At 73.6% G+C, this 14,160-nt stretch carries 10 protein-coding genes; 8 read left to right on the forward strand and 2 right to left on the reverse strand.

Annotated features, from left to right (window positions below):
• From Psi01_RS38095 to Psi01_RS38110, 4 genes are all read left to right on the forward strand, one after another.
• The coding region (locus tag Psi01_RS38095) for an SDR family NAD(P)-dependent oxidoreductase (protein ID WP_204069046.1) at positions 1-2,814 on the forward strand (2,814 nt) is incomplete at its 5' end.
• A gap of 40 nt (positions 2,815-2,854) precedes the next feature.
• Positions 2,855-8,347, forward strand: coding sequence for an ATP-binding protein (locus Psi01_RS38100; RefSeq protein WP_204069047.1), 5,493 nt, complete (start codon positions 2,855-2,857; stop codon positions 8,345-8,347).
• Between the two features lie 33 nt (positions 8,348-8,380).
• Entirely contained in the window at positions 8,381-9,214 is an 834-nt protein-coding gene (locus tag Psi01_RS44295) for a 4'-phosphopantetheinyl transferase family protein (protein WP_204069048.1), read from the forward strand.
• Positions 9,215-9,281: 67 nt separating this feature from the next.
• Positions 9,282-10,214, forward strand: coding sequence for a squalene cyclase (locus Psi01_RS38110; protein WP_204069049.1), 933 nt, complete (start codon positions 9,282-9,284; stop codon positions 10,212-10,214).
• Positions 10,215-10,262: 48 nt separating this feature from the next.
• On the opposite strand, the gene Psi01_RS38115 is transcribed toward Psi01_RS38110, so the two are convergent.
• Positions 10,263-11,072 carry an aminoglycoside 3'-phosphotransferase gene (locus Psi01_RS38115; protein ID WP_204069050.1) on the reverse strand — a complete coding sequence of 270 codons (810 nt, stop codon included), beginning with the start codon at positions 11,070-11,072 and terminating at the stop codon, positions 10,263-10,265.
• A 353-nt stretch (positions 11,073-11,425) separates the two neighbouring features.
• Here Psi01_RS38115 and Psi01_RS38120 point away from each other — a divergent pair, with 353 nt between their 5' ends.
• The 4 genes from Psi01_RS38120 to Psi01_RS44300 all read left to right on the forward strand — a co-directional run bounded on the left by Psi01_RS38120 (position 11,426) and on the right by Psi01_RS44300 (position 13,478).
• Positions 11,426-11,797: a hypothetical protein gene (locus Psi01_RS38120; RefSeq protein ID WP_204069051.1), complete on the forward strand. Its 372-nt coding sequence runs from the start codon at positions 11,426-11,428 to the stop codon at positions 11,795-11,797.
• A gap of 213 nt (positions 11,798-12,010) precedes the next feature.
• On the forward strand, positions 12,011-12,361 hold the full coding sequence (locus Psi01_RS38125) for a helix-turn-helix transcriptional regulator (RefSeq protein ID WP_204069052.1): 351 nt from the start codon (positions 12,011-12,013) through the stop codon (positions 12,359-12,361).
• Positions 12,358-13,350, forward strand: coding sequence for a magnesium/cobalt transporter CorA (gene corA / locus Psi01_RS38130; protein ID WP_204069053.1), 993 nt, complete (start codon positions 12,358-12,360; stop codon positions 13,348-13,350). Before Psi01_RS38125 ends, corA begins: the two co-directional genes overlap by 4 nt.
• The gene (locus tag Psi01_RS44300; protein WP_275424648.1) at positions 13,347-13,478 is read left to right on the forward strand and encodes a hypothetical protein; all 132 of its coding nucleotides are present in this window, start codon (positions 13,347-13,349) and stop codon (positions 13,476-13,478) included. The genes corA and Psi01_RS44300 overlap by 4 nt, the downstream gene beginning before the upstream one ends.
• Positions 13,479-13,539: 61 nt before the next feature.
• Here the strand turns inward: Psi01_RS44300 and Psi01_RS38135 are convergent, their stop codons facing one another.
• A complete protein-coding gene (locus Psi01_RS38135) occupies positions 13,540-14,106 on the reverse strand; it encodes a hypothetical protein (protein WP_204069054.1) in 567 nt (188 codons plus the stop codon).
• Positions 14,107-14,160 lie beyond the last annotated feature (54 nt).

A 14,160-nucleotide genomic window follows, 5' to 3' on the forward strand; every position in this document is an offset into this window, starting at 1 on the left:
GCCGCGCGACCGGCCGCCGAACCGGCCGGGACCGGCGGGATCGGCGGGACCGCGGAACCGGCGGAGACCGCCGGGGCCGCGGCACGGCAAGGGGCCGGATCCGGGACGCGGCCGCAGAGCGGGCCCGCGGCGGAGACGCCGGTGGACGAGGAGGAGCTCGGCCGATACCCGCGGCGCGTACCGGTCCCCGTGCTCAGGCCCGCCGCCGAACGCTGCAAGGCGACCGGCGTGCGGCTGGGCCACGGGACGCGGGTCGTCGTCGGGATGGACGCCGGCGGCGTCGGCAAGGCGCTGGCCGGGCGGCTGGCGAAGCTCGGCTGCGAGGTGCTGGCCCTCGATCCATCCGGCAGCGCGCAGGAGGTGGACGCGCGCGCCGGCGCCTGGCTGGCCGAGGGCGCGGTGCACGGCGTCTACTGGCTGCCCGCCCTCGACGAGGAGGTGCCGCCGGAGGAGATGGACGCGGCGGGCTGGCGGGAGGCGCTGCGCCGCCGGGTGAAGAACCTGTACAGCCTCACCCGCCGCCTGTACGGCCAGGAGCCGTTCCTGGTCGCCGCGACCAGGCTCGGCGGATACCACGGCTACGACGAGACCGGGGCGCTGAACCGGCTGGGCGGCGCCGTGACGGGCTTCACCAAGGCCTACGCCCGCGAGCTGCCCGGCACCCTGGTGAAGGCGGTCGACTTCCCCGCAGGCCGTAAGACGGCGGTCGTCGCCGACGCCCTGATCGAGGAGACGCTGCGCGACCCCGGATGCGTCGAGGTCGGCCACACCGACGGCCTGCGCTGGACGGTCGGCCTGGCCGAGCGCCCGTTCGGCGCGGGAACGGAGGGCACCGGAACGGACGGCACGGGAACGGACGGCACGAGGGCGGGTGACACCAGAACAGGCGGCACGGAAACGGGCGGGCTCTCGCTCGGGTCCGGCACCGTCTTCCTGGTCACCGGGGCGGCAGGCGGCATCGTGTCGGCCATCGTCGCCGACCTGGCCGCGGCCTCCGGCGGGGTGTTCCACCTGCTCGACCTGATCCACGAGCCGGACCCGGCCGACCCCGAGCTGCGGCGCTACGTCACCGACCGCGAAGGGCTCAAGGCCGATCTGGTGGTGCAGATCAAGCAGTGCGGCGAGCGTCCCACCCCGGTGCTCATCGAACGCCAGCTGGCCCACTACGAGCGGCTGCACGCCGCGCTGGAGGCCGTCGAGGCCGTCCGGCGGGCGGGCGGCACGCCGTACTACCACCAGGTGGACCTCACCGACCCGGACGCGGTCGCCCGCGTCATGGACGAGGTGCGCAAGACCAGCGGGCACGTGGACGTGCTGCTGCACGCGGCGGGCCTGGAGATCAGCCACTCTCTGGCCGACAAGCGGCCCGAGGAGTTCGACCTGGTCTTCGACGTCAAGAGCGACGGCTGGTTCAACGTGCTGCACGCCGCCGGCGACATGCCGATCGGCGCGGCCGTGGTGTTCAGCTCGGTGGCCGGCCGGTTCGGCAACGCCGGGCAGACCGACTACAGCGCGGCCAACGACCTGCTGTGCAAGATGGCCGCCGGCATGCGCCGCACCCGGCCGGGCACCCGGGCCGTGGCGATCGACTGGACCGCCTGGGGCGGCATCGGCATGGCCACCCGCGGATCGATCCCCAAGGTCATGGAGATGGCCGGGATCGAGATGCTGACCCCACGGGTCGGCGTGCCCTGGATCCGGCGCGAGCTGACCGCCTCCGGCGAGAGCGGCGAGGTCGTCGTCGCCGGGGCGCTGGGCGTGCTCGGGGCGGAACGGGACGAGACCGGCGGTCTCGACCCGGCCCTCGGAGCGACGGGCGAATCCGGGCCGGAGACCCGGCCCGGGACCGGCGCCGGCTCCACGGCGGGTCCCGTGACAGGCTCTGCGGCGGGCCCCATGGTGAGCGCGGTCGAGTCCTACGGGGTGCACACGGGCCTGACCGTGCGCATCGCGCTCGACCCCGCGCGGCAGCCGTTCCTGAACGACCACCGCATCGACGGCGTCGCCGTACTGCCCGGCGTCATGGGCGTGGAGGCCTTCGCCGAGGCGGCCCGGCTGGCCGCCCCGGGGTGGCGGGTCGCGGCCGTGGAGGACGTCGACTTCCCGGCCCCGGTGAAGTTCTACCGCGACGAGCCGCGCACGCTGACCGTCCGGGCCGTGGTCGGCCGGGACGGGGACGACCTGCTGGCCCGGTGCGCGCTGGAGGCCGAACGGCTGCTGCCCGGCTCCGCCGAGCCGCAGCGCACCGTCCACTTCACCGGCGCGGTACGGCTGACGCGGTCCGCACCGCAGCGGCGGCGGCTCGCCGGGCCGCGGGAGCCCGCCGCCGTGATGCCCGCCGCCGAGGTGTACCGGCTGTTCTTCCACGGCCCGGCATATCGGGTGGTCGCCTCGGCCTGGGGCCACGACACCGGCGCGGCGGCCCGGATGGCTCCGGACCTGCCCCCCGCGCTGGAGCCGCCCGGCCTGACCACCATCACCCCGCCGCGACTGGTCGAGCTGTGCCTGCAGGCCGCGGCCCTGGCGGAGGCGGCCGACCGCGGGCACCTGGCCCTGCCGGCGCACGTGGACCGGATCACGCTGTATGGCGAGGAGGGCGAGGAGGGCGAGAACGCCGGCGACGGCAAGGACGACCGGACGGCGCAGGCGGTCCCCGCCGGCGGCGGACGGTACGACTGCGCGGTCCTCGACGCCGGCGGCCGCGTACTGGTCGAGGTCCAGGGCTACCGCGGCACCCCGCTCCCCGGCGGGCTGCCCGCGGACGTCCTGGAGTCGCTGGCCCCGCTGGGCACCCCCGGCGGCGGAACCCGCTGATCGTCCCCGCCGACCGTCCCTGAGGAAGGGGAAGGCAGACATGCCGGACATCAGAAGGCTCGCCGTGGTCAACCGCGGCGAGCCCGCGAACCGGGTGCTCGACGCCGTCGCGGAGCTCAACCGCGACGGCGTCACACCCCGCATGACCACCATCGTCCTGCACACCGACCTGGACGCCGGAGCCTGGTTCAGCCGGATGGCCGACGAGGCCGTCTCCATGGGCCCGGCCACCTACGTCGACCCGCGCGACGGCCGCCGCAAGTCCGCCTACCTCGACGAGGAGCGCGTCATGGCGGCCGTCCTGCGGGCCCGCGCCGACGCCGTCTGGGTCGGCTGGGGCTTCCTGTCCGAGCACGCCTCGTTCGCCAGGCGCTGCGAGGAGGCGGGCGTCACCTTCGTCGGCCCCGGCAGCGCGACGATCGGCCTGCTCGGCGACAAGATCGCGGCCAAGCAGCTGGCGGAGAAAGCCGCCGTGCCCGTGGTGCCGTGGAGCGGCGGTCCCGTCACCGACACGGCCGACGCGCTCAAGCACGCCGAGCAGCTCGGCTATCCGGTCGTCATCAAGGCGGCGGCCGGCGGCGGAGGGCGCGGCATCAGGATCGTGCGCCGCCCGAACGAGCTGGGCCCGGCGCTGGACTCGGCCCGCGCCGAGGCCGAGGCGGCCTTCGGCGACCCGGCCGTCTTCGCCGAACAGCTCGTCCCGCGCGCCCGGCACGTCGAGGTGCAGATCATCGCCGACGCCCACGGCACCGTCTGGGCGGTGGGCGTGCGCGACTGCAGCATCCAGCGCCGCAACCAGAAGGTGATCGAGGAGTCCGCCTCGACCGCGCTGACGCCGGACACCGAACGGGAGATCCGGGACGCGGCCGTCCGGCTGGCCCGCGCCGCCGGATACCGCAACGCCGGCACCGTGGAGTTCCTGGTGGACCCCGACACCGGCCGCTACCTGTTCATGGAGGTCAACACCCGGCTGCAGGTCGAGCATCCGGTCACCGAGGAGGCCGCGGGCATCGACCTGGTCAAGCTCCAGCTCCACGTCGCCAGGGGCGGCCGCCTGAGCGGGGAGCCCCCGTCCGTCCGGGGGCACGCCGTCGAGGCCAGACTGTGCGCCGAGGATCCCGAGCAGGGCTTCGCCCCCGCCCCCGGGCGGGTCGCGGTCTGGCGGCCCCCGGCGGGGCCCGGCGTCCGGGTGGACGCGGGCGTCTCCGAGGGCGACACCGTGGCGCCCGAGTTCGACTCCATGATCGCCAAGGTGGTGGCCTGGGGCAGGGATCGCGCCGAGGCCCTGGCCAGGCTCCGGCGCGCCCTGGCCGTCACCCGCGTGGTCATCGAGGGCGGCGCGACCAACCGCGCGTTCCTGCTGTCGCTGCTGGCCACCGAGGAGGTACGGCGCGGCACCGCGGACAACACCTGGCTGGACCGGCTGACGGCCCGGGCCGGGCACCTGCCCGAGCCCGACCCCGTGGCGCTGCTCCAGGCCGCCGCCGAGGCGTACGAGGCCGATCACGAGAGCGAGCGCGCCGCCTTCCACGCCGCCGCGGGCCGGGGCCGTCCCGAGGTGCCGGAGCGGATGGGACACCGGGCCAGGCTGCGCTATCGCGGCCTGCCGTACGAGCTGACGGTGTTCCGCACCGGGCCCCAGGAGTACCGGGTGGAGACCGGCGACGGGCCGGCGGAGATCCGCGTGGAGCGGCTGGGCCGTTACGAGAGGCGGCTGACCTGCGGTGGCGGGCGCTACCGGGTGCAGGTGGCCGTCCAGGGCCCGTCCTACCTGGTGGAGGTGGAACGGGACGGCGAGTGGGCCGCCCACCGGGTGCACCGGGACGACGGCGGCATCGTCCGCGCCGCCGCCCCCGCCTTCGTCGTGGCGGTGCGGGCCGCCCCCGGCGACCGGGTCGCCGAGGGGGACCCGCTGGTCGTGATGGAGAGCATGAAGATGGAGTCGACGCTGACCGCCCCGTTCGCCGGGGAGGTGGCCGGCGTGGACGTGGCGGTCAACACGCAGGTCGTGGAGGGCCAGCCGCTGCTGCGCATCCGCGAGACTGCGACGGCGGCCGGGCCGGTGACGCGGGCGCGCGTGTCGTTCACCGGCCTGCGCCGGGCCGAGGGCGGGACGCCGATGTGCGGGCCGGTCTACGCGGCGCTGCGCGGCTGCCTGCTGGGCTTCGACCTGGACCCGGGGGAGATCGACCAGCATGCCGTCGAGGCCGCCCTGGAGCCGGACGATGCGGAGCTGCTGGCCTGCGAGGAGGCGTTCCTGGAGCTGTTCGCCGAGGTCTGCGGCCTCTACCGGCCGCTGCCCGAGCCCGACGAGCCGGAGGCCGCCAGCGCTCAGGAGTACGTGCTGTCGTACCTGCAGTGGCTCGACCCCGAGCGGGCGGGCCTGCCGCCGGGCTTCCGCGCCCGGCTCCTGCGGGTCCTGGCCCACTACGGCATGCCGGACCTGGAGCGCACACCGCGGCTCGAAGAGGCCGTGGTGTGGATGTTCCGCGCCTTCCGGCGGGCGGGCGACCTGGTGCCCGCCGTCGCGGCCGTGCTGGAACGGCGGCTGCGCCACCGCCACCTGCTGGCCCCCGCGGCGGGGCCGGGGCTTCGCGGCCTGATGGACCGGCTCGCGACCGCCGCCCAGGCCCGCCATCCCGTCGTGGCCGACCTGGCCAGGGACGTGCGCTTCCACTACTTCGACGAGCCCCAGCACGACGAGGCGCTGGCCGCCGTCTACGCCGAGATGGAGGCCCACCTCGACGACCTGGCCGCCGATCCCGGCAGACCCGACCGCGACGACCTGATCGACCGGCTCGTGTGGTGCCCCCAGCCGATGCGCGGGCCGCTGCTGGCCCGCTGGCGGGGCGCCGGCCCGGCGTTCAGGAGCGTCGTCACCGAGATCTACATCCGCCGCTTCTACCGCACCCGCCCGCTGGAGCGGGTCGGCGCCGACGGTGATCTCGGCACGGCCGACTTCGGGCACGACGGCCTGGTCCATCACCTGGTGGTCGCCTACACCCCGCTGGGCGAGGTGCCCGCGGCGTGCGCGGTCATCGCCGGGCACCTGGCGGGCGTCGATCCGGCGCGGCGGGTGATCGTCGAGCTGATGACCTGGCGGCCGGGGGAGCGGCCCGCCGCCGACGAGACGCAGGAGCAGGTGGCGCGGCTGCTGACCGGACGCAGCCTCGGCCGGCCCGTGGAGCGGCTGTGCGTCACCGTCACCAGCGAGCACGGCGCGGGCGCCGAGCACCACCGCGCCCAGCACTTCGTCTACCGGCAGACGGAGGACGGCCAGATGGGGGAGGGCTTCACCGAGGAACCGCTCTACCGCAACCTGCACCCGATGATCGCCGAGCGCGCGGAGCTGTGGCGGCTGTCGAACTTCGAGCTGGAACGGCTGCGCTCGGCCGAGGACGTCTACCTGTTCCGCGGCACCGCCAGGGACAACCCCGCCGACGTGCGGCTGTTCGCCATGGCCGAGGTGCGCGACCTGACCCCGGTACACGACTCCGCGGGCCGCGTGGTGTCGCTGCCCCGGCTGGAGCGGATGGGCCTGCAGGCGCTGGCGGCGATGCGCGAGGCGCTGGCCGCCGTGCCGCCGGAGCGGCGGCCCCAGTCCAACCGCATCGTCCTGTACGTCCGACCGCCCTTCGACGTGCCCCGCGAGCGCTGGCCCGACCTGGTACGGCCCTTCGTCACGCTCGCGATCGGCGTCGGTCTGGAGAAGGTGCTGCTGCAGGTGCGGATCCCCGGCCCGGACGGCGGCACGCGTCCGGCGGTGCTCCACCTGGAGGGACTCGACGAGGACCGCATCACCGTGCGCGAGGAGCCGTACGGCCGGGCGCCGATCAGGCCGCTGACCGAGTACCGGCGCAGGGTCCTGCGGGCCCGGCGCTTCGGCGCCCCCTACCCGTACGAGATCGTCAGGATGCTCGCCCCGCCGCACGGGACGCCCGGCGACTTCCCGCCCGGTCGTTTCACCGAGTACGACCTGGACGGCGACGGCGCCCTCGTGCCGGTCGAGCGGCCGGAGGGGCGCAACACCGCCAACCTCGTCGTCGGCGTCATCTCCAACGACACCGCCAAGGTGCCCGAGGGCATGACCAGGGTCGCCATCCTGGGCGACCCCACCCGCAGCCTCGGTTCGCTGGCCGAGCCCGAGTGCCGCCGCGTCATCGCCGCGCTGGACCTGGCCGGGCGGATGCGGGTGCCGGTCGAGTGGTTCGCCCTGTCGTCGGGGGCGCGCATCGCGATGGACAGCGGGACCGAGAACATGGACTGGATCGCCGCCGTGCTGCGCCGCCTGGTCGAGTTCACCCAGGCGGGGGGCGAGGTCAACGTGGTGGTGACCGGCGTCAACGTGGGCGCGCAGCCGTACTGGAACGCCGAGGCCACGATGCTCATGCACACGCGCGGCATCCTGGTCATGGTCGCCGGCGCCGCGATGGTGCTCACCGGCAAGCAGGCGCTGGACTTCTCCGGCGGCGTGTCGGCCGAGGACAACACCGGCATCGGCGGCTTCGAGCGGATCATGGGGCCGAACGGCCAGGCCCAGTACGGCGCCGCCACGCTCGCCGAGGCGTGCCGGATCCTGCTGCGCCACTACGAGCACACCTACGTCGTGCCCGGCGAACGCTATCCCCGGCGGCGACCGGTCTCCGATCCCGCCGATCGGGACGTGCGCGCCGAGCCGCATCCCGGTCCGGAGTTCGCCGCCGTCGGCGAGGTCTTCTCGGCCGGGCACAACGCGGAGCGCAAGAAGCCCTTCGACATCCGGTCGGTGATGCGCGCGGTCTGCGACCGCGGCTGCGGGCCGCTGGAGCGCTGGGCCCGCTGGCGTGACGCCGAGATCGCCGTGGTGTGGGACGGCCACGTCGGCGGCATCCCCGTGTGCCTGATCGGCCTGGAGTCCGCGCCGCTGCCCCGGCACGGCTTCGTGCCCGCCGACGGGCCGCCGGCCTGGACCGCGGGAACCCTGTTCCCGCAGTCGTCGCGCAAGGTGGCCAGGGCGATCAACGCCGCCAGCGGCAACCGGCCGGTCGTCGTGCTGGCCAACCTGTCGGGCTTCGACGGGTCGCCGGAGTCGATGCGGCGCCGGCAACTGGAGTACGGGGCCGAGATCGGCCGGGCCGTGGTCAACTTCGACGGGCCGATCGTGTTCGTGGTGGTCTCCCGCTATCACGGGGGCGCGTTCGTGGTGTTCTCCAAACGGCTCAACCCGCGCCTGGAGATCGCCGCCGTCGAGGGCTCCCACGCCTCGGTCATCGGCGGGGCGCCCGCCGCGGCCGTGGTGTTCGTACGGGAGGTCAGGGCGCGCACCGAACAGGACCCGAGGGTGACGGCCGCCCGCGAGACGGGGCCGCGCTCGCGGCTGCACGAGATCACCGAGGAGGTGCGCGCGGAGAAGCTGCGCGAGGTGGCCGCGGAGTTCGACCGGGTGCACAGCATCCGGCGGGCGCTGGAGGTCGGTTCCGTGGACCGGATCATCCCGGCCGCCGAGCTGCGGCCGTACATCGTGCAGGCGCTGGAACGCGGGATGGCCGGGTGACGGGACTGCGATGGGGATGAGGTGAGCGGGGGGATGAGGTGGCTGGCGCGCGGCGAGGCGGACCTGCCGGCCGGCGACCGGTGGCTGTCGCGGGCGGAGGCCGGGCGGGCGGCCTCGATGCGCTTCGCCAAACGGCGCACCGAGTTCCTGGTGGCCCGGTGGACGGCCAAGGAGGCGATGCGGTTGCTCCTCGGCCCTACCGGCCCCGCGGAGCCGCATGAACTGGAGGTCCGTCACCACCCCTCCGGCGCGCCGGAGGCCTGCCGGGGCGGGCGGCCGCTGCCGGTCGGGATCTCACTGAGCGACCGGGCCGGGTGGGCGGTGTGCCTGCTCGGCCTGGAGCCCGGCGCCGTCGGCTGTGATCTGGAGCTGGTGGAGCCGCGCAGCGCCGCCTTCGTCGCCGACTACTTCACCCCGGCCGAACGGCGGGTCATCGGGTCCGACCCGCTCCTGGCCAACCTGCTGTGGTCGGCCAAGGAGAGCGCGCTGAAGGTGCTGCGGACCGGCCTGCGCCGGGACACCCGATCGGTCGAGGTGGTCCTGGCCGACGGTCGGGAGGGCGGGTGGAGCCCGCTGACGGTGCGCGTACTGGACGAGGACGCGGCGGCGGGCTCCTCCAGCGACAGCGGCGCAGGGACCGGGCGGGCGGCCGGGGATGGGCGGATGGCCGCGCGCGGGCAGGTGGCCGCGGATGGGGGAGCGGCCACGGGCGGGCGGGTGCTGCACGGGTGGTGGCGCAGGTTCGGCGGCTTCCTGCTGACGGTGGCGGCGGACCGGCCGGTGCCCGCGCCGCTGTCGCTGGAGGAGCCCGCGGCCCTGGCCTCGGCCGTCCCGTCGCACACCTGGCCGGCCCGCCCTCTCGGCTGAAGGACGGTGCCGGGGCCGTGTTCCGTCCCGCCTTCCGGACGGCTCCCCGATGATTTAGGGTGCGGCGATGAGCGTAGTCGACTGGTTGTTCGATTCCGATCCAGCCATCCGCTGGCAGGTGCTGCGCGATCTCACGGGCGCCCCGCCCGACGAGGTCGCCGCCGAGCGGGAGCGGGTGGAGCACGAGGGCTGGGGCGCTCGTCTGCTGGCGCTCCAGGGGCCCGACGGGCTGTGGGACGGCGGCGCCTGCTTCCCGGCGTCCTACACCGGCGGCGAGCCCGGGCAGCCCTGGACGGCGACGATGCACACCCTGCAGACCCTGCAGATCCTCGGGCTCGACCCGGCCTCCAAGGCGGCGCGGCGCGCGATCCCGCCGGTCGCCGAGCACGGGCGATGGGAGCACGCCGGCCAGCCGTACTTCGACGGCGAGGTCGAACCGTGCATCAACGGCAGGACGATCGAGACCGGCGCCTACTTCGGGGTGGACGTCTCGGCGATCGTCGATCGCGTCCTGGGCGAGCGGCTCGCCGACGGCGGGTGGAACTGCGAGGCCGAGAACGGATCCGTGCGCTCCTCGTTCGACACGACGATCAACGTGCTGGAGGGGCTGCTCGAGTTCGAGCACGCGACCGGCGGATCCGCCGCGGTGCGCGAGGCGCGCCGCGGCGGGGAGGAGTACCTGCTCGAACGCGGCCTGTTCCGTCGCAGGAGCACCGGCGAGGTCGCCGACGCGGCGTTCCTCGACTTCGCCTTCCCGTACTACTGGCACTACGACGTGCTGCGCGCGCTCGACTACTTCAGGCGGTCGGGGGCCGCCCCGGATCCCCGGATGACCGAGGCGGTGGAGGTCGTCGGCTCGAAGCGGCGGCCCGACGGACGCTGGCTGCTCGACCGCGTCCATCCGGGCCGCGTCCACTTCGCCTTCGAGGACGGCGTGGGCGAGCCGAGCCGCTGGAACACCCTGCGAGCCCTGCGCGTCCTCGACTGGTTCGGCGGCTGACCGCACGGGGTTCCTGCGGTCGATCCGGCCGGTGAGACGGCGGGCGCCCTACGCCAGGTCCCACAGCAGGCGGTAGTAGGCGATGCGCCCGTGATCGGGTTCGACGCCGTAGGCCTCGTAGACCACGCCGTCGTAGCCGGGGCCGTAGTTCCACTCCGTGCTCCACGCCGCGACCGCCAGGTCGGCCCACCGGTCGGCCACGCCGAGCGAGCCCAGGTCGACGTGCGCGGCGAAGCGGCCGTCGTCGTGCAGCAGGGTGTTGGGGGCGCAGGTGTCGCCGTGGCAGACGACCAGGCGGTCGATCGCGGGAGGCGCGCCCAGGCGCGCCCGGGCCTCGGCGAGATCCAGGTGCCGGTGCTCGGGGGACCAGCCGGCCGGGCCCTCGCCGGCGGCGATGCGCTCGTCGGCCCGGGCGAGCCGCCGCTCGACGCTCCAGTCGAAGGGGCACCGGTCGACCGGCAGAGCGTCGTGCAGCAGCCGCAGCCCGCGCCCGATCGCGGCCGACGCGGTGACCGGGTCGGCGCTCCACCGGGGGTCCACCGCCGAACGCCCGGGAACCGCCTCGGTGACCAGCCACGCCCCCTCGGCGTCCGCACCGTGCTCCAGGACCCGGGGCACGGGAACCCACCGCCGCGCCCATGCCAGCCGTACGGCCTCACCGGCCAGATCGATCTCAGGGGTGCCCGCGGCGACCCACTTGGCGTATCTGACGCCGCCCGTCCCGTCCAGCCGGAAGGTCAGCCCGCCCAGCTCGTTGCACCAGACCGGGGTGACGGCGTCGTCACCGGCGAGCGCGGCGATGACATCCGGCACGGCCACGGGGCCGTCGGGGAGCTCAGGAGCGAGAGGACGGCTCATAGGAGCGATCTTCCCGACGGCGGGCCGCCGCCGGCAACCGGTTCAGCTCCGGCTCCATGACATAAGCGGTGAAGAAGGATTCCAGAAAACCGATTCGGGAATCCCCCCTCGAAAGAACCGGCCGCCCTGTCCCGCCGGAGGGAAAATGCGCATATCCGTGATGACCTGCGGCGACGACTCATCCGGGATGCGGATCTTTCTACCCGGTATTTGAATTCTTCCCCTTGTCGTATATCCGGTTCAACGGGCCCGCATGGCATCGGCCGGCGGACCCCTACGCTGGCCGATAACGCTTTTCTGGTCGAGGCCGTCCTCCACCCGAATTGTCGCGCACCCGAGAATCGGAGGAATCAATGACCAGCATGGAGGTCTCCCTCAAGGAGATGATGACGATCGACGGCGCTCTCGGCGCGGCGGTCGTGGACTACAACAGCGGAATGGCGCTGGGCACGCTCGGCGGCTCCAAGGACCTGGACCTCCAGGTCGCGGCGGCCGGCAACACCGAGGTCGTCAAGGCCAAGCTCCGCACCATGGAGGCCCTTGGTCTCAAGGAGGCCATCGAGGACATCCTCATCACCCTAACCAGCCAATACCATGTGATCCGGCCGATCGCCGGCCGCGGCGGCAAGGGGCTGTTCCTGTATCTCGCGCTCGACCGCAACCGGGCCAACCTGGCGATGGCGCGGCACACTCTGCGCGGAATCGAGGAGAAACTCGAGGTCTGAGCCGCCGGTGCGGCTTGTGCCCGGCCCGGTGCAAGCCGCGCCGACATCGGGAATGCGGATTCCCATTCGGATGGGGGCCGGCCGGTGTCATTCCATCGGCACCGTTTTTCGAGAATCCTCTTACCGGAAAAATGTTTCCGGTAAGAGTTTTATGGTAGAGATGGTCAGTCGTCGCTACCCTCGGCCGGATCAGCTGGCCCGAAGAGAGGTCTTATGACCCCGCCCGGCTCCGGTGAGTCCGCCTCCACCTGGACGTTCCTGACCCACCATGCCAGGGTGCTGCTGGAGATCGCCCGTGATCCGTACGTGCGCCTGCGCGACATCGCCACCCGGATCGGCATCACCGAGCGCGCTGTGCAGGGCATCGTCTCCGACCTGCACCAGGAGGGCTATCTGAGCCGCGGCAAGATCGGCCGGCGCAACCACTACACCCTCAACCCCGAGCGCGGCTTCCGCTATCCGACCGAGGCCGACCTGCCCGTCCGGCTGCTCATCGACATCTTCACCCAGCGCGACCTGCCCGGCGACGACGCCCTCGCCGGATCCGTCACAATGCCTGAGTGATTGTGGACAAGGCGATCTACTGCAACGGCGTACGGGAGACCATCACCGGCGACATCGGCGACGCCTTCGGCGCGGCCCGCGCCAGAGGCGAGTGCTTCCTGTGGATCGGCCTGCACGATCCCACCCGGGAGGAGTTCGACCTGATCACCGAAGAGGTCAGGCTGCACCCGCTGGCGATTGAGGACGCCATCCACGCCCACCAGCGGCCCAAGCTCGAACGCTACGACGACACCCTGTTCGTGGTGCTCAAGCCGCTGCGGTACGTGGAGGAGAGCTCCGACATCGAGGTCGGCGAGATCAACCTGTTCCTCGGCGGCGACTTCGTCATCAGTGTCCGTCACGGCCAGGCCAACCCGCTGAACGGGGTGCGCCGGCGCGTCGAATCCGACCCCGACCTGCTGGCCGCCGGTCCCGCCGGGGTGCTGTACGCGATCTGCGATCAGGTCGTCGACACCTACTCCCGCATCTCCCACGAGGTCGAGGCCGACCTCATCGCGCTGGAGCGGCGTGTCTTCAGCGGCGAGGACGCCGATGTCATCGAGGACATCTACTCCCTCAAGCGTGAGGTGCTGGAGTTCCGCGCCGCCCAGGACCCGTTGGTGCCGGTCCTGGAGGCGATCGTCAAGGGCCGGGTGGAGCTGGGCGGCGTGACCCGGGAGCAGTTCCGCGACGTGCTGGACCACCTGCTGCGGGTGGACTCCGCGGTCGACGAGCACAACGAGCTGCTGACCAGTGCCCTGAGCGCGCACCTGGCGCTGGTCGGCCGTGAGCAGAGCGCCGCGGCCATGCAGCAGAACGCCGACATGCGCAAGATCTCCTCATGGGCCGCCCTCATCGCCGTCCCCACCATGATCGCCGGGATCTACGGCATGAACTTCGACTACATGCCGGAGCTGCACTGGCTGCTGGGCTATCCCCTCAGTCTGTGCGTCATGGTCGTCGCCGTCATCGTCGTCTACCGGATGCTGCGCAGGAGCGGGTGGCTGTGAAGACTCCGGAACCCCCGCCCCGCGGCTTCTCCTGGAGCAGGCTCCTGCTGGCCGCGGTCGTCGCCTGGATCGTCGTGCTGACCGTTCTCATCCTGCTCGACCCCCGGGCCGCCGGCCCCGCGCCGTGATCCGGCCGCGGCCGGGGGGCGTTCGCCCAGGTGGCCGCCTGAGCCGCCGCCGGGAGCGTGGTCAGGCCGGGGTCAGCTTGACGGTGTCCCCGGGCCGGTGGTGCAGCCTCAGCGCCACGGGCTGCTCCAGCACCCCGAGAATCTGCCGCGGGCTCTCCGCGTAGCGGAGCCGCGCGGGCCCGGGTCCGCTGCCCGTGATGCGGAACTTGAAGATCGCTGGGTCTGCGGAGTCCGGGCCGACGGCCCTGTGCACCACCTGGATCTTCACCGCCCTGTCGGGGTCGGGCGGAGCCCACACACCCAGCGTGGACAGCGCCGACCTGAGCCGGCGGCCCGAATGGCGCAGGTGGACGCGGTCCCCGTACACCAGGGCGCCGCCCCGGGCCTCGGCCAGCAGCGGATGCGCGCTCATCTCCACCGGGTCCATGGGGTCCCACGGGTCCCCGAAGGCGTAGTCGGCGTATCGCGCCCGCCTCACCCGCGTCTCGGACGCGCCGTACAGGGTGACCGTGAGGACGGGGACCCCCGAACGCCGGGTCCATCCGGCGGACGCGGCCTGCAGCCCGGCCTCCAGGAGGCGTATGCAGTCCTCCTGGACGGGTGCGGGAAGGGCATCGAACCTGGGCACGTCCCGCGCTCCCTCCTGCCTTGCGTCGGTACGCACATGGTGAGCGCTCCGGCC

It is taken from the genome of Paraplanobispora siamensis, from assembly GCF_016863175.1.
Taxonomy (GTDB): Bacteria; Actinomycetota; Actinomycetes; order Streptosporangiales; family Streptosporangiaceae; genus Planobispora; species Planobispora siamensis.